This is a genomic window from Nonomuraea guangzhouensis (assembly GCF_019396345.1).
GTDB classification, from domain to species: domain Bacteria; phylum Actinomycetota; class Actinomycetes; order Streptosporangiales; family Streptosporangiaceae; genus Nonomuraea; species Nonomuraea guangzhouensis.
In genome coordinates this window covers 119,543-137,054 of record NZ_JAHKRM010000008.1, presented here as the reverse complement: position 1 = coordinate 137,054, position 17,512 = coordinate 119,543, and the positions used below count along the sequence as shown (strand labels likewise).

Here is a 17,512-nt window from a genome sequence, read left to right as displayed (position 1 = left end):
GCCGCCACGGCCCGCCCTATTTCTCCACCCTGCCCACCGAGCCGCGTTCGCGGAGCGTCGGCTGTTGCACGACCCGGCGGCGCCGCGTCCCCCCGTCGGCCGCCGCCGACATGAGGCGTACGGCCGCCCGCACGATGCCGTCGATGTCCCAGTCCACCGTCGTGAGCCCGGGCGTGATCAGGCCCGACATCGGGTGGTTGTCGTAGCCCATGACCGAGACGTCGCCCGGGATCGACAATCCCAGCTCGGCCGCCGCCGCGTAGACGCCGTAGGCGATCGAGTCGGCGAAGCAGAACACCGCGCTCGGCCGGTCGGCGCCCAGGGTGCGGTGGGCCGCCTCGGTGGCCGCCGCCAGCCCGTGGGACGCGGTGGCCAACTCGACGTCGAGGCCGAGGCGGTCGGCTTCGGAGGTGACGAGCACGTCGGCCGGTCGGTCGGGGGTGCTGGTCAAGGTCGGCGTCAGCACGGTGATCCGCCGGTGGCCCATGGCATGGAGGTGTTCGAGGGCGAGGCTGACGCCGCGGCGGTTGTCGAAGACCACTTCTCCGGCGGTGCCGGCCAGTGAGTCGCCGATCGCCACCACCGGCAGCGACTCGCACAGGTCCGCCCAGAACGGCGCCGCCGGATCGACGGGCTGCACGATCATGCCGTCGACCCGCTGGTCGCGTAGTTGCTGGGCGAGGGCCCGCTCGCGGGCCGGGTCACCGACCGCGTCGAGGATCAGCGCGTAGCGGTCCTTCTCCCGCAGGCCCCTGCTGATGCCGACGGCCAGCGACTGCTGCCAAAGGTCTTCGAGGGAGCCGCAGAGCAGCCCGATCATGTTGGTGCGCCCGCTGGCCAGCGCCCTGGCGATGGGGTCGGCCTCGTAGCCCAGCTCGGCCGCGGCGGCGCGCACGCGCTCCATGGTCTCCTCCGAGACCTGCATGCCACGCAGCGCGTAGGACACAGCGGCCGGCGACAGCCCGGTCGCCTGCGCCACTTCCCGGATCGTCGCTCTCTTCCGTGGCATTAAGCCAGCCTATTGCTTGCCACCGACAGAAGCTCGCATGCCGAAGGAGCCGCTGGCGTGGTTCATCCCCGTCCGGGGGCTAGCGGCCTGCCGTTGACATTTGTCTTGTGAAGCGGTTCACTGAACCGTATCACTGAATCGCTTCACAAGCTCGAATCGCCAGCGTGATAGGTTTACCTGCAATACTAGTAGGAAATAGAGGGAGGTGTGGCCGTGAGCATCGACATCCATCAGCATCTGTGGACCCGTTCGTTCGTCGAAGCGCTCCGCGGCCGGACCGTCTCTCCGTACCTCGACGGCTGGACGTTGATCCTCGACGGCGAACCGCCCTACGAGGTCGACCCCGCCGACCACGAGGACCGGGACGTCACCGGGCTGGAGCTGGCCCTGGTCTCGCTGTCCAGCCCGCTCGGCATCGAGTTCCTGCCTCCGGAGGAGGCGTGGCCGCTGCTCGACGCCTATCACGAGGGCGCGCTCGCGCTGCCCGCGCCGTTCGGCGCGTGGGCGTCGACCTGCCACAGCGAGCCCGATCCCGAGCGCCTGGCCAAGGACCTCGACCGCGGGTTCGCCGGACTGCAGATCCCGGCGACCGCCCTGCCCGACGACCGCCTGCTGGACGTGCTCACGGAGCGGGACCTGCCGCTGTTCATCCATCCGGGCCCGGCCGCGCCCGCCCCCGGCACACCGTCCTGGTGGCCCGCGCTGGTGCCGTACGTCCAGCAAATGCACGCGTCCTGGCACTACTTCCACGCGGTCGTCAGGCCGCGCCACCCCCGGCTGCGCGTGTGCTTCGCGCTGCTGGCCGGGCTGGCCCCGCTCCACTCGGAGCGACTGATCGCGAGGGGCGGCACGGGCCGGGGCCTGGTGGACCCCGGCTGCTTCGTGGAGACCTCCTCGTACGGCCCGCGCGCGATCGACGCGATCGTCCGCGAGCTCGGCGTCGACGTCGTCGTCAACGGCTCCGACGCCCCCTATGCCACCGCACCCGACCCGGGCCTCGGCGAGGCAGCCGCCCACGCCATCCGGGTCACCAATCCCCGTCGTCTACTCGGCCGAAAGGAGACCCGTAAGTGAGCGAGCAGATTCTCGAACACACCGGCACGAATCAAACCCAGGACGGGGGGGCCTGTGCTCGGCTCCCGGAACGCACACTGGACCGGCGCGAGCTGCGCGAGCTGGTGAACGAGCTGGCCGCCAACCCGGCCGAGTGGCGGGAGCAGGTGGAGTTCCCCGCCGACGGCGGTCGGCACTACGCCTCGCTCTACCGTGACGCGTACGTCGACGTCTGGCTCCTGTGCTGGCGGCCCGAGGACGACACGGGCTGGCACGACCACGACATCTCCTCCGGCGCGGTCCACGTGGTGCAGGGCGCGCTGGCCGAATGCAACCCGCGCATCGGCGGCGAGCACCTGGAGACCGTGGTGACGGAGGGCCAGTCGTTCTCGTTCGGCCCGGACCACATCCACCGGCTCAACGGCGCCGTGGACAACAGCGTCTCGATCCACGCCTACTCGCCGCCGCTGTGGCGGCTGGGCCAGTACTCCATCGACGACACCGGCGTCATGCGCCGTGTCTCGGTCAGCTACGCCGACGAGCTGCGTCCCATGGACGACGCCGCAGTGGCCTAGGAACGGTGTGGCGGGGGCCTGAGTACGCAGCAGCTCGCGCAGGGCTCCACATCGGGCAGCACGATCCACAGGCAGCAGGTCCGACGGAAGTAGCCGTCGTCGGCGGGCTCGATCAGCCCGTCGACCGGCTTGCCGATCTCGGCCAGCAGCCTCATGTAGTCACCCGCCACGAACTGCGTCAACGGGTGGGCGAACGCCTCCGCGGTCGACCCCCAGAGCGTCCGCTCACCCACCTTGACCATCCGGCTGATGACCCGGACGAGCGGCTCCTGCGACTCGGCCAGCGCCTCCCTGATCGGCGCGGCGCCGGACCCCCAGCTCACGCGCGTGGCCGCGATCGTCACGCCCGCCCCTGAGACCTTGAAGTAAGTGTCGGCCAGCCGCATGGTCGGCACCCGCCCGTCGAGCGCCCAGCCGAGCGCCATCGGCATCGTGTGCCAGTAGCCGTAGGTCTTCCAGAACAGCGCGGCGCCGACGTGCCGCGGAGCGTTCCAGCGCGCCGCCGTCTCGTCGACCAGCTCCCCCAGCAGTGTGTACGGCGGGCGCAGCAGCTCCGAGGCGGCCGTCCAGGTCTCGTCGGGCTCGATGACCAGGCCAGGTTCGACCCCGATCACCCCGCCGCGCCCGTCGGCCAGCCGCTGGAGCGCCTCGGTCAGCACGTGAGTCCCTCCGCTACCGGTAAGCCTTACCAACCGTAGCAGGGCGCCCGGCGAACCAGCCGGCCAGCAACTGCGCCCCCAGCGCCCCGAGCCCCGCCAGCAAGGGCACCGTCCACCCGCCGGACACCTGCCTGAGCAGCCCGAACAGCACCGGCCCCAACGCGGCCACCGCGTACCCCACCGACTGCGCGACCGACGAGAGCGCGGTCACCGACGCCGGGTCGGGCGCACGCAGCGCGATCAGCAGCAGCGCCAGCGCGAACGAGGCGCCCTGCCCGATGCCGAGCACGACCATCCACAGCCACGGCGCGGCGACCGGGGCCAGCAGCATGCCGAGGTATCCGGCCACGGTCATCAGCCCGGCCCCCATCACGAACGGCACCTGCGACGGCCGCCGCCCGGCCAGGATCGGCACCGCGAGCGTGGCGCCCACCTGGACCAGGTTCGTCACGCTGAGCAGGTAGCCGCCCTGGTCCGCGGGCAGCCCGGCGTCGTGGAAGATCGTCGGCAGCCAGGCCAGCATCACGTAGAAGGTGAGCGACTGCAGGCGCATCAACGCGGTCACGTACCAGGTCACCCGGCTGCGCAGCACCACCCCGAACGGCCGCGGCCCGTTCTGCGGCCCCGCCTGCCCGCGCAGCGCCTGCGGCAGCCACAGCAAGGCGGCCAGCAGCGCGGGTACGGCCATCAGCGCCGAGACGCCGCGCCAGCCGTAGCCCGTGGCGTGCTCGATGGGGATCACCAGCGCCGAGGCGGTCGCGGCGCCGCCCACGATCGCGGAGCTGTAGACGCCGGTCATCAGGTTGACCCGGTCGGGAAAGTACTGCTTGGTGATGCCGGGCATGGCCACGTTCATCACGGCGATGGCGACCGCCGCGATCGCCGAGCCCGCGTAGAGGGTGGGGACGCCGTCGAGGCCGCGCAGCACCACGCCGGCGGCCAGCACGAGGAGCCCGGCGAGTAGCGTACGGTCCAGCCCGATCCGGCGCGCGAGCAGCGGCGCGATCGGCCCGAACACGCCCAGGCAGACCACCATGACCGTGGTGATCCCGCCACCGCCGGCGGGCGTGAGGCCGACGTCCTTCATGATCTCGTCGAGGAGCGGGGAGATGCCGGCGATCGCGGGCCGCAGGTTCAGCGCGGCCAGCACGAACCCGGCGACGAGCAGTGCGGATCTCAGGGACATAGAACCCCTACTCTCGCATAACGCTCTGACAACGTTGTCTGGCCGTCCTACATGGGAAAGGATCCAAGAGTGAGACCGACGATGAAGGACGTCGCCTTGGCCGCCGGCGTGGCGCTCAAGACGGTCTCGCGCGTCGTCAACGGCGAGCCGGGCGTCAATCCGGCGACGGCCGAACGGGTGCGCGAGGCCATCGAGCGGCTGGGCTACAGCCGCAACGAGAGCGCCAGAGTGCTGCGCAGGGGCCGCACCGCGACTGTCGGACTGGTCATCGAGGACGTCGCCGACCCGTTCTACGCGGGGCTGAGCCGGGCTGTCGAGGAGGTGACCATCGTCGAGGGCTGCCTGCTGCTGAGCGGCTCGTCCGGCGAGAAGCCGGCCAGGGAGCGCGAGCTGGTCCGCACGTTCTGCGCCCGCCGGGTCGACGGGCTGATCGTGGTGCCCGCCGGTGACGACCACTCCTACCTGCGCCCCGAGCTCGACGCCGGGACGCCCGCGGTGTTCGCGGACCGGCCGCCCGGGCCCGGGCTGGACGTCGACACCGTGCTCAGCGACAACGCGGGCGGCGCCATGGAGGCCGTCGGCCACCTCCTGGCGCACGGCCACCGCCGGATCGCCATGCTCGGCGACCATCCGTCGATCTTCACCGCGGCCGAGCGGCTGGCGGGCTACCGCTCGGCCCTCGGCCAGCTCTTCGACCCCCGGCTGGTGGCGATGCGCGCCCCCACGCCCGAGACGGTCCGTACGGACCTGGAGCGCATGCTGGCACTCGACTCGCCGCCGACCGCCCTGTTCACCGGCAACGGCCGTCTCACCGTGACCGCGCTGCGCGCGCTCGGCGGGCGGCGGATGGGGCTGATCGGGTTCGACGACTTCGAACTGGCCGACCTGCTGTCGCCCGGGGTGACGGTGGTGGCGCAGGACCCGGCCGGGATGGGGCGGGTGGCCGCCGAACTGCTGTTCCGCCGCCTGTCCGGGGACGGCGGGCCGTCGGAGCACGTCCAGCTGCCGGTGCGCCTCATCCCCCGGGGCTCGGGCGAACTGTCTCCGTGACCTCCGGGGCCGCATCCGCACGCGTGATCTCCGAATGAACGGCGGCCGACCGGCCGTCTCCGCCAGACACGAATGGAGCGTCTCCGCCTGAGACCGGGCGGGCGTCCGGGCGTAGGGTGCCTGACAGGGCCAGGGCGGCGAGGACGCCCGCGAGGCCCGCCGCGACGATGGCCGGTCCCGGGCCGATCGACTCGCTCAGGGCGCCGATCGCCGCCGCACCGATCGCCTGCCCGGTCATCAGCCCGGCCGACAGCAGCCCGAACGCCTGCCCGCGCACCTCCTCCGGCACCGACTCGACGAAGCGCCGCTGCAGCCCAAGCTGGTAGGACAGCCCGGCGGCGGCCACGGCGGCGATCACCGCCGCCCACGCCACGCCGGGCGCCGCCAGGAACGCCAGCCACGGCAGCCCGACCAGCACCGCCAGCGGCAGCGACAACCGCTCCCTGAGCACCGGAGCCGCGAACCGCCCCACACCGAACTCGCCGACCGCCATCCCACCCGCCGCCAACGCCAGCACCACCCCCGCCTGCCCCTGCCCACCCAGATAGGGCACGATCATCGCCTCGGCCCCCGCCAGGCACATACACGGCAACCAACTCGCCAGCAGCAGCCCTCGCACCCGCCGATCGACCAGCAGCAACCGATTCACCCGCAACGTCACCCGCACCGCTCCACCGCGCACCACCGCACGCCCAACGGCGTCCTGGGCAGCCGTGTCGTACGAGGGCACGCCATCTGAGGGCGTGTCACGAGCGGTGGGCGTCCCGTGCGTTGCCGCGCCTCGGGCGGGCCGGTACGGCAGGCCGTACCGGAGCACCAAGGCGGCCACCGCCGAGAGCGCCGCCGTGACCGCCAGCGCCCCGCGCGGTCCCGCCATCGCCAGGAAGGCGCCCCCGACCGCGAGCCCCGCGATCTGGGCGCTCGCCGACGTGACCCCCATCAGCGACCGGGCCAGCACGAACGCGTCCCCAGGCAGCACGTCAGGCAGCAACGCACTCCGCGCCGCCCCGAACACCGGCGCGAACAGCCCCGTCACCAGCACCAGCCCGAGCATCACCGGCACCGACAACCCGGCGAAGGCCAGCAGCAGGCAGACCACCACCCTGACCAGTTCCCCCACGACCATCACCGCCCGAGGCGGCAGCCGGTCGGCCAAGGAGAGCAGGAACATCCCGCCCACGATGTACGGCAGCCAGCCGGCCATGTACGCCGCGGCCGAGAGCCCGGGCGACCCCGTCTCCGCGTACACCAGCACCGACAGCGCCAGCATCTTGATCGAGTCACCGGAGATCAGCAGCGCGAAACTGCCGAACAGCACCCGGAACTCCCGCACCGCGAACACCTGCCCGAAGGTGGCTCCACGCTCCGTCAACCCGCACCCCCACGTAAGAAAGGGCGATCCCGAAGGGAGGCCTCGGGACCGCCGGACACGATGCTGCGGGAACGCTCCCGGCGGAGGCGACACTTTCGGATATAAACGAAAGGTGTTCAGGATCGAGGTCACTCCGCAGGACATGGTGGCCAGCCGGTTCGCCATCTCGCCGCTGATCGAGACCATGCACGCGCAGTGGGTGATCGAAGGCCGCACCGCGGCGGGCGCGCATCGCCGCTGGGCCGACAAGTGGCGCGAACCGTACAAGAAGCTGGTCGACCACCATCCGGCACTGCGCGCCCTGGCGGCGATCACCGGCAACAAGGGCAGCGCCAACGTCGACTTCATCGCCCCGCCGCCCGCCGGGATGAGCGTGCCGTTCGAGACCGAGCTGGCCACCATGCGCACCACGCCGGTCGGGCAGGCGCACGCGGAGATCGCCACCGTCCTGGCCGCTCGGCCGCCCGTGCCGGAGTGGACCAGGGCGCTGCTGCTCGGCCCCGACGTCGTCCAGGTGCTGGCCGACGCCTATGAGGCGCTGTGGACGGAGATCCTGTCCAAGGACTGGCCGCGCTTCCAGGCGATCCTGGAACGCGACGTGGTGCAGCGGGCGGGCCGGCTGGCGGCGTACGGCTGGGCGGCGGCGCTCGACGACCTGAGCGAGCAGGTCCGGTGGCACGGCGACGGGTACATCGAGGTCCGGATGGGCAAGGGCGAGGAGCGGCGCCGGCTGGGCGGCAAGGGGCTGCTGTTCCTGCCGTCGGCGTTCGTGCCCCGCGTGGGCGCCTACCTGGAGGACGCCTGGCCGTACGCGCTCACGTACCCGGCCCGTGGCACGGGCGCCGAGCCGCCCGTGACGGGCGCGGGCCTGGCGGTGCTGATCGGCCGCACCCGCGCCCGCATCCTCACCGAGCTCGCCGTGCCCGCCACCACCACCCACCTCGCCGCCCTGCTCGGGCACAGCCTCGGCACCACCGGCGGCCACCTGGCCGCCCTACGCGGCACCGGCCTCATCACAGGCACCCGCACAGGCCGCACCGTCTTGTACGCCCGCACTCCGCTCGGCGACGCGCTCGTCGCCGGCAACTTGTGACGCTCTCCACAAACCCTGCGCTGGTCACCGGCCACTTGTGATGCTCTCCGCAAACCCCCACCATCCTGTACGGCAAGCACGGGAAGGCCCATCCGCCGTCGTGCGCGGACGACATTCCAGGGTCACGCTCACCGGCCGCGCCACCACCCCGCCGTGACGCGCGCACGGTCACCGGCTACGTTCCCGCCCCATGGCCGGAGCGAAAGGGCCCCAAGAAGGCAGCCCGAGCGACCGCAGCGGGAGCGCGATCGCCCCGATACGGCCCCATCCGGCCCGCCGCGCCCGTGGGGCAAGACGGTGGGGGCCTGAGACACGGCCCGCTCAGCCAGAAAGGACCTCAACCGATCAGCGGCAGCACGGGCCGATCGGTGGGACGTTGCCCCTGGGGCGATTTTTGTTCGGCGAGCTTGATAGCCGTCCAGCCGGAGGACGCGGAGGTATAGTCACATCCGTCCAGCACAAGTGTTCAGGCCGAGGGAGTGCGCGCATGAAGGCCGCCGAGGACGCGCCGGAGGCGCAGGCCCGTTTCCCGCACGATCTGATGTACGCGGCGGCGTCGCAGTACTACCTCGATGACGCCACCCAAGCCGACATCGCCAAACGGCTGGGCGTCAGCAGGGCGACCGTGAGCCGGCTGCTCACCGAGGCCCGCAGGCAGGGCATCGTCGAGATCCGGGTGCACCGGCCCGCCACCCTCGAGGAGGGCCCCCTGGCCGCCGAGGTGGCCGAGGCGCTCCGGCTGAAGCGCGTGCACCTGGTCCCCAAGGTCAGCGGCCCGGCGCTGGGTCCCTGGCTGGCTCCCGGGCTGGCCCGCGCCCTGGCCGGGGTCGGGCTGGAGTCGGGCGACGTGGTGCTGGTCTCGTCCGGCAGCACGGTCTACGAGTGCGCGCGCGAGGGCCTCGGGCAGTTCCCCGGCGTCACGATCGCGCCGGCCGTGGGCGGCCAGGAGGAGCCGCAGCCGTGGTTCCAGACCAACGAGACCACCCGCATCCTGGCCGAACGCGTCGGCGGCGTGCCCAGTTACCTGTACGCGCCCGCGCTGCCGGGACCCGAACTGTTCTACTCCCTTCAGCACGAGCCGTCGGTGCGCAAGGTCATGGACCTGTGGGCGCACGCCAAGTGCGCCATCGTCGGCGTCGGCTCCGCGCCGCTGATGCGGCAGGTCGTGCCCGCGTTCATGCCTCGTGACGCGGAGAGCCTGCGCGAGGCCGTGGGCGATGTCTGCATGCGGGTGTACAACCGTGCGGGGGAGCCGGTCTCCTACCCGGGCAGCGAGCGCCTGGTGGCCCCCGGCCTGCAGCAACTACGCAGCATCCCGACGTCGATCGCGGTCGCGGTGGGCGCCGAGAAGGTGCTGTCCATCATCGCGGGCGCCCGGGGCGGCTACTTCAACCAGCTGGTCACCGATGTCCTGACCGCCGAGGGCCTCCTCGCCGCGGCCCGGCGTTCCTGACGAACACCCGACGAACCACAGACGAACGGCAAACGACTACTTCTTGACCAAAACCAGGCACCTGCCCTGAACATTTTTGCTGGACAATTATTCTGAACTCGCGCTAGCGTGAGCCGCACCACAGGACGTGACCGGTTGTGAGTGACATGTCTCCCGTGGTGTTTCGGGGGAGCGACGCGATCAGCGAGTCCGTGAGGACGTAGCGAGTGAGGAAAGAACCCGTGAAGAGAGTTCAGATGCGGACCTCCGCGTTCGCCGCGGTTGTCGTCATCGCAGGGTCGGCGCTGGCCGCCTGCGGCTCCGGTTCCACCGGCGGTGACAGCGGCTCCAGCAGCAGCAGCGGCGGCGGAGGCGGCGCGGAGAACGCCAAGGTGGCCTTCCTCATGCCCGACCTCGCCTCCACCAGGTACGAGCTGGCCGACAAGCCGCTCTTCGAGGCCAAGATGAAGCAGCTCTGCCCGAGCTGCACGGTCATCTACCAGAACGCCGACTCCGACGCCGCCAAGCAGCAGCAACAGGCCAACTCGGCGATGGCCCAGGGCGTCAAGGCCATCGTGATCGACCCGGTCGACTCGGCGGCCGCGGCCACGATCGTCAAGACGGCGCAGTCGCAGCAGATCCCGGTCATCGCCTACGACCGGCCGGTCCCGGCCACGCCCGCCGACTACTACATCTCGTTCGACAACGAGAAGATCGGCAACATGATCGCCCAGTCCCTGGTCGACCACCTCAAGAAGGAGAACGCCAAGGGCGGCATCCTGGAGGTCAACGGCTCGCCCACGGACGCGGCGGCCGGCCTGATCAAGAAGGGCATCCACAGCGCGATCGACCCGAGCGGCTTCAAGCTGCTGGCCGAGTACGACACCCCCGACTGGCAGCCGGAGAAGGCGCAGACCTGGGTCAGCGGCCAGATCACGCAGTTCAAGGACCAGATCGCCGGCGTGGTCGCGGCCAACGACGGCACCGGCGGCGGCGCGATCGCCGCGTTCAAGGCGGCCGGTGTGAAGGTGCCGCCGGTCACGGGCAACGACGCCGAGCTGGCCGCCGCCCAGCGGATCATCGCCGGCGACCAGTACAACACGATCTCCAAGCCGATCAAGATCGTGGCGGAGGCGTCGGCCGACGTCGCCTACCAGTTCATGCAGGGCAAGAAGCCCGCGGGCAAGACCACGCTCTACAACACCCCCTCGCAGCTGTTCGTCCCCACGGTCGTGACCAAGGAGAACATCAATGAGGTGCTGTTCCAGAGCGGCATCATGAAGGCCGCCGAAGCGTGCACCGGCGAGTACGCCAAGGGCTGCGCCGAGCTCGGCATCAAGTAGCGGGTCCTCAAGCAAGGCTCAATCAAGTAGGGCTCAACGAATCGAGTAGGGCGAGGGAGGAGCCGTCTTGTCGCCTACAGAGCAAGCGGACAGCGTGCTGTCCCTGCGGGGGATCAGCAAGACGTTCGGCGCGGTCGCCGCGCTGACCGACATCGAGCTCGATGTCGCGGCCGGTCAGGTCATGGCCATCGTCGGCGACAACGGCGCGGGCAAGTCGACGCTGGTCAAGATCCTGTCGGGGGTGCACCCGCCCGATTCGGGGACGATCACCTTCGAGTCGCGGGAGATCCAGATCCCGACGCCGGCGGCGGCGCACAAGCTCGGCATCGCCACCGTCTTCCAGGACCTCGCGCTGTGCGAGAACCTCAACGTGATCCAGAACCTGTTCCTGGGTCAGGAGGTCCGCCCGCTCCGGCTGAACGACGTGGCGATGGAGACCCGCTCCTGGGAGCTGCTCCGCCAGCTCTCCGCGAAGATCCCCAGCGTCCGCGTGCCGGTCGCCGCGCTCTCCGGCGGCCAGCGGCAGACGGTGGCCATCGCCAGGTCGCTGCTCGGCGATCCCAAGGTGATCATCCTCGACGAGCCGACCGCCGCCCTGGGCGTCGCCCAGACGGCGGAGGTGCTCAACCTGGTCGAGCGGCTCCGCGAGAACGGCCTCGGCGTCATCATGATCAGCCACAACATGGCCGACGTGCAGGCCGTGGCCGACACCGTGGCGGTGCTCCGGCTCGGCCGGAACAACGGGGTGTTCGACGTGGGCGCGGTCTCCACCGAGGAGATCATCGCCGCCATCACCGGCGCCACCGACAATGCGGTCTCCCAGCGCCAGGCGCGCCGCAAGGAAGGGCTCCCCTCATGAACAGCACGCTCACCACGGACCGCCAGGACGAGCGGCTGAGCGGGCGCGAAGGGCTGCGCGGCGCGATCGCCGACGTGCTCGAGCGGGCCCGCGGCGGCGACCTCGGCGTGATCCCCGTCGTGGTGGGGCTCATCGTCATCTGGACGGTGCTGCAGATCCTCAACCCGATCTTCCTGTCCAGCGCGAACCTGGTGAACCTCACGCTGGAGTCGGCCGCGGTCGGCATCATCGCGCTGGGCATCGTCTGCGTGCTGCTGGTCGGCCAGATCGACCTGTCGGTCGGCTCGGTCAGCGGCCTGTCGGGAGCCGTGCTCGCCGTCCTGTTCGTCAGCAACGGGCTGCCGGTGTGGCTGGCCATCCTGGCCGCGGTCATCATGGGCGCGGTGATCGGCTGGGTGTACGCGCAGCTGTTCAACCGGTTCGGGGTGCCGAGCTTCGTCATCACGATGGCCGGGCTGCTGGCCTTCCTCGGGCTGCAGCTGTACGTGCTGGGCAGCAAGGGCTCGATCAACCTGCCGTTCGACTCGGGCCTGGTGAACTTCGCGCAGCTCGACTTCGTGCCGCCGTGGCTGTCGTACTGCTTCGCGGTGATCGCGGCCATCTGGCTGTTCGCCAGCGGCTACCTGCACGCCCAGGAGCGGCGGCGCGCCGGGCTGTCGGCCAGGAACCTGTCCACGCTGCTCATCAGGAGCGTGGCGCTGCTGGCCGTGCTGGCCTTCGTCGTCTACTACCTCGGGCAGACCCGCGGCGTGGGCTGGATGTTCATGTTCTTCGTGGGCCTCGTGCTGATCATGCACTACATGCTGTCGCGTACGAAGTGGGGCCGGGCCGTCTACGCGGTCGGCGGCAACGTGGAAGCCGCGCGCCGGGCGGGCATCAACGTCAAGGCCGTCTACACCTCTGTCTTCGTGCTCTGCTCGACGTTCGCGGCGGTGGGCGGCATCCTGGCCGCGGCCCGGCTGGCGGCGGCGAACCAGAGCAGCGGCGCGGGCGACGTCAACCTCAACGCCATCGCCGCGGCCGTGATCGGCGGGACGAGCCTGTTCGGCGGGCGCGGCACCGCCTTCGGCGCGCTGCTCGGCATCATCGTCATCCAGTCGATCTCCAGCGGGCTGACGCTGCTCAACCTCGACTCCTCCATCCGGTTCATGGTCACGGGCATCGTCCTGCTGCTCGCGGTCGTCGTCGACTCGATCGCCCGCAAGTCGCGGACCTCCCACGGACGCGCCTGATGGCGGTCATCTGCGTCGACGCGGGGACCACGGTGATCAAGGCCGTGGGGTACGACGAGACGGGCGCCGAGGCGGCCGTCGTCCGGCACGGGACCAGCGTCTCCCGGCCCGCCCCCGGCCAGACCGAGCAGGACATGGACTCCGTCTGGGACGCGGTCGCGCACACGGTCCGCGGCGTGGCGGCCCAGCTCGGTTCCGCGCCCGACTTCGTCGCCGTGACCGCGCAGGGCGACGGCTGCTGGCTGATCGACGCGTCGGGCCGGCCCACCGGTCCGGCGATCCTGTGGAACGACGGCAGGGCCGCCGCGACGGTCGACGGCTGGAACCGCTCGGGCCTGGCCGCCGAAGCCTTCCGCGTCAACGGCTCCTCCGCCGCCTCCGGGCTCCCCCACGCGATCCTGACCTGGCTGAACGAGCACGACCCCGACCGGTTGGCCCGCTCGGCCGCCAACCTGTCGTGCGGCGGCTGGATCTTCTCCCGGATGACCGGCGAGTTCGCCGCCGACGAGTCCGACGGCTCGGCCCCCTTCATGGACCTGCGCACCCGCGCCTACTCCCCCGCCCTGCTGGCCATGTTCGGCCTGGAATGGGCCGAGCACCTGCTGCCCGAGCTCCGCGACGACGGCCGCCGGGTGGGCGGGCTGACGCGCGAGGCCGCCGAACTGCTCGGGCTGCCCGCCGGGACGCCGGTCGTGATGGCGCCCTACGACATCGCCTCCACCGCGCTCGGCGCCGGCACCGTGGGCGCCGGCCAGGCGTGCAGCATCCTGGGCACCACGCTCTGCACGGAGACCGTCGTCGAACGGCCCGACCTGGACGGCGAGCCCGTCGGCATCACGATCGCGATGCCCGGCGGCTACCTGCGGGCCTTCCCCACCTTCGCCGGGACCGAGGTCCTCCAGTGGGCCTGCCGCCTGCTCGGCCTGGACGGCCCGGCCGAGCTGGGCGAACTCGCCGCCACCGGCCCGCCGGGCGCGAGCGGGTTGTCGTTCCAGCCGTACTTCTCCCCCGCCGGCGAGCGCGCGCCGTTCTCCGATCCGCTGGCCAGGGGCGCCTTCCTTGGCCTGTCCTTCGAGCACGGGCGCGAGCACGTCGCCCGCGCCGTGCTCGAAGGACTCACGCTCGTCATCCAGGACTGCCTGGCCGCCTCCGGCGACCGGCCGCACGAGCTGCGGGTGTGCGGCGGCGGCTCGGCCAGCGCGCTCTGGCTGCGGATGATCTCCGACGTCACCGGCCTGCCGGTCTTCAGATCGGGCGACGCCGAGGTCGGCGCCCGAGGCGCCTACCTGGTCGGCCTGGTCGCCACGGGTGCGGCCACCGGCATCGAGGCCGCGGCCGAGCAGCATGTACGGCTGCGCGACGCCGTACGACCCGAGCCCGGCGCGTACGACACGGCCTACCGGGACTTCCTCGCCCTGCGCGAGACCAGCGCCCGATCGTGGCCCCTGCTGGCGGAGATGCGCGGCCGCCGAAAGCGGGGTCGCGCGTGAGTGTCTGGATCGGAGTGGACCTGGGCACGCAGAGCGTCCGGGCGATGGCCGTCACGGACTCCGGCGAGCTGCTCGGCTCGGCGAGCAGGCCGCTGACCAGCCACCGTGACGGGCCCCGGCACGAGCAGGACCCGGAGCAGTGGTGGCGCGAGCTCGCCGCCGCCACCACCGAGGCGCTGCGCGACGTGCCGCCGGAGCGGATCCGCGGGGTCGCCGTGGCCGCGACCTCCGGCACGATCCTGCTCACCGGCCCTGACGGGCAGGCGCTGACCCCCGGGCTGATGTACGACGACCGGCGGGCGACGGCCGAGGTGGAGCGGGTCAACTCGGCCGGGGCGGCCGTCTGGGAGCGGCTGGGTTACCAGCGCATGCAGGCCAACTGGGCGCTTCCCAAGCTGCTGTGGCTGCTGCGTGACGCCCCGCCCGGTGCGCGACCGGCCCATCAGAACGACTTCGTGAACCGGCGCCTGGTCGGGCATGAGGTGGCCACCGACCTGGGCAACGCGCTCAAGACCGGCGTGGACCTGATCGACGAGCGGTGGCCGTACGAGGTGTTCGACGAGCTGGGCGTGCCCACCGGGACGCTGCCCGGCGTCGTACGGCCGGGCAGCACGCTCGGCACGGTCTGCGCCGAGGCGGCCGCGATCACCGGCATCCCGGCCGGCACCCCGGTGATCGCCGGGACCACCGACGGATGCGCGGCGCAGCTCGGCGCGGGAGCCATGACGCCGGGCAGCTGGAACTCCGTCATGGGCACCACCCTGGTGCTCAAGGGCGTGACCAGGGAGCTGATCCACGACCCGCTGGGCGTGGTCTACTCGCACCGCGCGCCGGACGGCTCGTGGCTGCCGGGTGGCGCGTCGAGCACGGGCGCGGGGGTGCTGACCCGCGAGTTCGCGGGCCGCGACCTCGACGCGCTCAGCGCCCAGGCCGCCACCCGCTTCGGCCACGCCGCCGCCCATGTCGGCCCCGCCGTCACCCGCGACATCGCCGCCACCGGCCGTGGCACGCCCGGCACCGCCGGGACCGCCGGCGAGCCGGCCGTCACCTATCCGCTCGTGTCGCGCGGGGAGCGGTTCCCGTTCGTCGCGCCCGAGGCCGAGGGGTTCACGCTCGGCGATCCCGCCGACGACGTCGAGCGCTACGTCGCGATCCTGCGCGGCGCGGCGTTCGTCGAGCGGCTCTGCTTCGACTACCTCGACCTGCTGGGTGCCCCGGTGGACGGCGAGATCGTGCTGACCGGCGGAGCCACCAGGAGCGCCTACTGGACCCGGCTGCGCGCCGACGTCCTCGGGCGTCCCGTCACGCTGCGGGAGAACGCCGAGCCCGCGCTCGGCATGGCCGTACTCGCGGCGGGAGACGCGGGCGACCCGGCCAGGATGATCCGCACCCGCGAGGTCGTCGACCCTGCCGGGCCCCGCCTGGACGAGGCATATCTACGCTTTGTCGCAGAACTGGAGAGACGCGGCTGGCTGCCCGAGAGCGCCGCCGGCCACGCCCGTGAGAGGACCGCACCATGACCCACATCGCACTGGTGCGCCACGGAGAGTCCGTCTGGCATGCCGAGAACCGTTACGCCGGGCTCAGCGACATCGAGCTGACGCCGCGCGGCCACGACCAGGCCGGGCAGCTGGCCTCCTGGGCCGCCCGGGCCGGGCTGTCGGCCGTCTGGGCGTCCACCCTGAGCAGGGCGCGGCTCACCGCCGCCGCCAGCGCCGAGGCGGCGGGTGTCGAGCCGCGGGTGGACGGGCGGCTGCGGGAGCTCGACTTCGGCCAGGGCGAGGGGTTGACCGCAACGGAGATGCGCGAGCGGTTCCCCGAGGCCCGTGCCGCCTTCGAGGCCGACCCCGCCGTGAACCCCCTGCCGGGCGGCGAGGACCCGAAGCTGGCGGCCGACCGGTTCACCGAGTGCCTGCGGGACATCGCCGCGGCCCATCCGGACGACCGGGTGATGGTCGTCGCGCACACGACCATCATCAGGATCGCGCTGTGCCGGCTCATGGGCGTGCCGCTGGGCGAGTACCGGCGGCTCTTCCCGCGCCTGGACAACTGCGCCATCACAGAGATCCGCCCGCGGGACGGCCAGGTGGCGATCCTGCGGTACAACTCCCCGATTGGAGCTCTTCGTTGACCATCCGAGTCCTCGCCGCCGGCGACCACTTCGTCCAGAACCGCCTCTTCATCGACGCCATCAGGCGCGAGGTTCCCGGCGACGTGGAGATCCGCGAGCTCACGCTGCCGTGGCCGGTGGTGCCGTTCGGCCGGGTGGGCGAGGTCGATGAGGCGTCCGACGTGGAGGACGAGCTGATCGAGGCGCTGCGCGGTGTCGAGGTCTGCGTGACCCAGATGGCCCCCCTGACGAAGCGGGTGCTGGACGCGTGCCCGGAGCTCAAGCTGTTCTGCGTGAGCCGGGGCGGCCCGGTCAACGCCAACCTGGACGCGGCCTCCGAGGCCGGGGTCGCGGTCACGTTCGCGCCGGGCCGCAATGCCGTGGCCACCGCCGAGCACACGCTGGCCATGCTCCTCGCCGCCACCCGCCGCATCCCCCAGACGCACGCCGACCTGGCGGGCGGCGTCTGGCGGGGCGACTACTACACCTACGACAACGTCGGGCCCGAGCTGGAGGGCGCCACGGCGGGCCTGATCGGCTACGGCGCGATCGGCCGCCGGGTGGCCCGGATGCTGGAGGGCTTCGGCGCGGAGGTCCTGGTCTACGACCCGTACGTGGAAATCTCAGGACAGGTGGAGTTGGCTGAGCTGCTCGAACGCTCCCGGTTCCTCTCCCTGCACGCGCGGGCCACCCCCGAGACCATCGGCATGATCGGCGCACCGCAGATCGCCGCGATGCCCGCCGGGTCCGTCATCGTCAACTGCGCGCGCGGCTCGCTGCTCGACTACGACGCCCTGTGCGACGCGCTGGACTCGGGCCACCTGTTCGGCGCCGCGATGGACGTCTTCCCCGAGGAGCCCATCCCGGCGGGGTCGCGGCTCCTCACGACCCCGAACCTGGTCATGACCCCGCACCTGGCCGGCGCCAGCAAGGAGACGGCCATGAACGCCGCCACGATCGTCGCCGGGGACGTGGCCCGCTACGTTCGCAAGGAGCCGCTCAAGCACTGGGCGAACCCGGCCGCACTTATCTCTTGAGGCTCCATCGCT

At 71.8% G+C, this 17,512-nt stretch carries 16 protein-coding genes; 12 read left to right on the top strand and 4 right to left on the bottom strand.

The features are described from left to right. Positions 1-16: 16 nt before the first annotated feature. Complete coding sequence (locus tag KME78_RS17815; RefSeq protein WP_219530193.1) at positions 17-1,009, bottom strand: LacI family DNA-binding transcriptional regulator; 993 nt, start codon at positions 1,007-1,009, stop codon at positions 17-19. A 213-nt stretch (positions 1,010-1,222) separates the two neighbouring features. On the opposite strand from KME78_RS17815, the gene KME78_RS17810 reads away from it, so the two are divergent. Both KME78_RS17810 and KME78_RS17805 read left to right on the top strand, forming a co-directional pair. Then, a complete protein-coding gene (locus KME78_RS17810; protein ID WP_308126996.1) occupies positions 1,223-2,083 on the top strand; it encodes an amidohydrolase family protein in 861 nt (286 codons plus the stop codon). Next, positions 2,080-2,637 carry a cysteine dioxygenase gene (locus KME78_RS17805; protein WP_308126995.1) on the top strand — a complete coding sequence of 186 codons (558 nt, stop codon included), beginning with the start codon at positions 2,080-2,082 and terminating at the stop codon, positions 2,635-2,637. Before KME78_RS17810 ends, KME78_RS17805 begins: the two co-directional genes overlap by 4 nt. Here the strand turns inward: KME78_RS17805 and KME78_RS17800 are convergent. Next, positions 2,634-3,296 carry a hypothetical protein gene (locus tag KME78_RS17800; RefSeq protein WP_219530191.1) on the bottom strand — a complete coding sequence of 221 codons (663 nt, stop codon included), beginning with the start codon at positions 3,294-3,296 and terminating at the stop codon, positions 2,634-2,636. The genes KME78_RS17805 and KME78_RS17800 overlap by 4 nt on opposite strands. A gap of 13 nt (positions 3,297-3,309) precedes the next feature. Next, positions 3,310-4,482 carry an MFS transporter gene (locus KME78_RS17795; protein WP_219530190.1) on the bottom strand — a complete coding sequence of 391 codons (1,173 nt, stop codon included), beginning with the start codon at positions 4,480-4,482 and terminating at the stop codon, positions 3,310-3,312. A gap of 69 nt (positions 4,483-4,551) precedes the next feature. Here KME78_RS17795 and KME78_RS17790 point away from each other — a divergent pair, with 69 nt between their 5' ends. Then, complete coding sequence (locus KME78_RS17790; protein WP_372454916.1) at positions 4,552-5,532, top strand: LacI family DNA-binding transcriptional regulator; 981 nt, start codon at positions 4,552-4,554, stop codon at positions 5,530-5,532. Here KME78_RS17790 and KME78_RS17785 read toward each other — a convergent pair. Next, the gene (locus KME78_RS17785) at positions 5,498-6,904 is read right to left on the bottom strand and encodes an MFS transporter (RefSeq protein WP_246651275.1); all 1,407 of its coding nucleotides are present in this window, start codon (positions 6,902-6,904) and stop codon (positions 5,498-5,500) included. The two genes, KME78_RS17790 and KME78_RS17785, sit on opposite strands and share 35 nt — an antisense overlap. Before the next feature lie 112 nt (positions 6,905-7,016). Between KME78_RS17785 and KME78_RS17780 the strand changes: the two genes are divergently transcribed. The 9 genes from KME78_RS17780 to KME78_RS17740 all read left to right on the top strand — a co-directional run bounded on the left by KME78_RS17780 (position 7,017) and on the right by KME78_RS17740 (position 17,500). After that, positions 7,017-7,997, top strand: coding sequence for an ArsR/SmtB family transcription factor (locus KME78_RS17780; RefSeq protein WP_308126994.1), 981 nt, complete (start codon positions 7,017-7,019; stop codon positions 7,995-7,997). A gap of 487 nt (positions 7,998-8,484) precedes the next feature. Next, positions 8,485-9,450, top strand: coding sequence for a sugar-binding transcriptional regulator (locus tag KME78_RS17775; protein ID WP_219530189.1), 966 nt, complete (start codon positions 8,485-8,487; stop codon positions 9,448-9,450). A gap of 221 nt (positions 9,451-9,671) precedes the next feature. Then, complete coding sequence (locus KME78_RS17770) at positions 9,672-10,772, top strand: ABC transporter substrate-binding protein (protein WP_219530188.1); 1,101 nt, start codon at positions 9,672-9,674, stop codon at positions 10,770-10,772. A gap of 67 nt (positions 10,773-10,839) precedes the next feature. Continuing rightward, positions 10,840-11,631 carry an ATP-binding cassette domain-containing protein gene (locus KME78_RS17765; RefSeq protein ID WP_246651273.1) on the top strand — a complete coding sequence of 264 codons (792 nt, stop codon included), beginning with the start codon at positions 10,840-10,842 and terminating at the stop codon, positions 11,629-11,631. After that, on the top strand, positions 11,628-12,863 hold the full coding sequence (locus KME78_RS17760) for a sugar ABC transporter permease (protein WP_219530187.1): 1,236 nt from the start codon (positions 11,628-11,630) through the stop codon (positions 12,861-12,863). Before KME78_RS17765 ends, KME78_RS17760 begins: the two co-directional genes overlap by 4 nt. Next, entirely contained in the window at positions 12,863-14,353 is a 1,491-nt protein-coding gene (locus KME78_RS17755; RefSeq protein ID WP_219530186.1) for an FGGY-family carbohydrate kinase, read from the top strand. The genes KME78_RS17760 and KME78_RS17755 overlap by 1 nt, the downstream gene beginning before the upstream one ends. Beyond that, positions 14,350-15,873, top strand: a complete 1,524-nt coding sequence (locus KME78_RS17750; protein WP_308126993.1) for an FGGY-family carbohydrate kinase — start codon at positions 14,350-14,352, stop codon at positions 15,871-15,873. Before KME78_RS17755 ends, KME78_RS17750 begins: the two co-directional genes overlap by 4 nt. After that, the gene (locus tag KME78_RS17745; RefSeq protein ID WP_219530185.1) at positions 15,870-16,484 is read left to right on the top strand and encodes a histidine phosphatase family protein; all 615 of its coding nucleotides are present in this window, start codon (positions 15,870-15,872) and stop codon (positions 16,482-16,484) included. The genes KME78_RS17750 and KME78_RS17745 overlap by 4 nt, the downstream gene beginning before the upstream one ends. Further along, the gene (locus KME78_RS17740; protein ID WP_219530184.1) at positions 16,481-17,500 is read left to right on the top strand and encodes a 2-hydroxyacid dehydrogenase; all 1,020 of its coding nucleotides are present in this window, start codon (positions 16,481-16,483) and stop codon (positions 17,498-17,500) included. Before KME78_RS17745 ends, KME78_RS17740 begins: the two co-directional genes overlap by 4 nt. The last annotated feature ends 12 nt before the right edge of the window (positions 17,501-17,512 follow it).

Bases quoted from the DNA above. Each gene is read 5' to 3' on its own strand.
- KME78_RS17795 (WP_219530190.1), bottom strand. From the start codon at position 4,482: ATGTCCCTGAGATCCGCACTGCTCGTCGCCGGGTTCGTGCTGGCCGCG.
- KME78_RS17760 (WP_219530187.1), top strand. From the start codon at position 11,628: ATGAACAGCACGCTCACCACGGACCGCCAGGACGAGCGGCTGAGCGGG.
- KME78_RS17745 (WP_219530185.1), top strand. From the start codon at position 15,870: ATGACCCACATCGCACTGGTGCGCCACGGAGAGTCCGTCTGGCATGCC.
- KME78_RS17815 (WP_219530193.1), bottom strand. From the start codon at position 1,009: ATGCCACGGAAGAGAGCGACGATCCGGGAAGTGGCGCAGGCGACCGGG.
- KME78_RS17755 (WP_219530186.1), top strand. From the start codon at position 12,863: ATGGCGGTCATCTGCGTCGACGCGGGGACCACGGTGATCAAGGCCGTG.
- KME78_RS17775 (WP_219530189.1), top strand. From the start codon at position 8,485: ATGAAGGCCGCCGAGGACGCGCCGGAGGCGCAGGCCCGTTTCCCGCAC.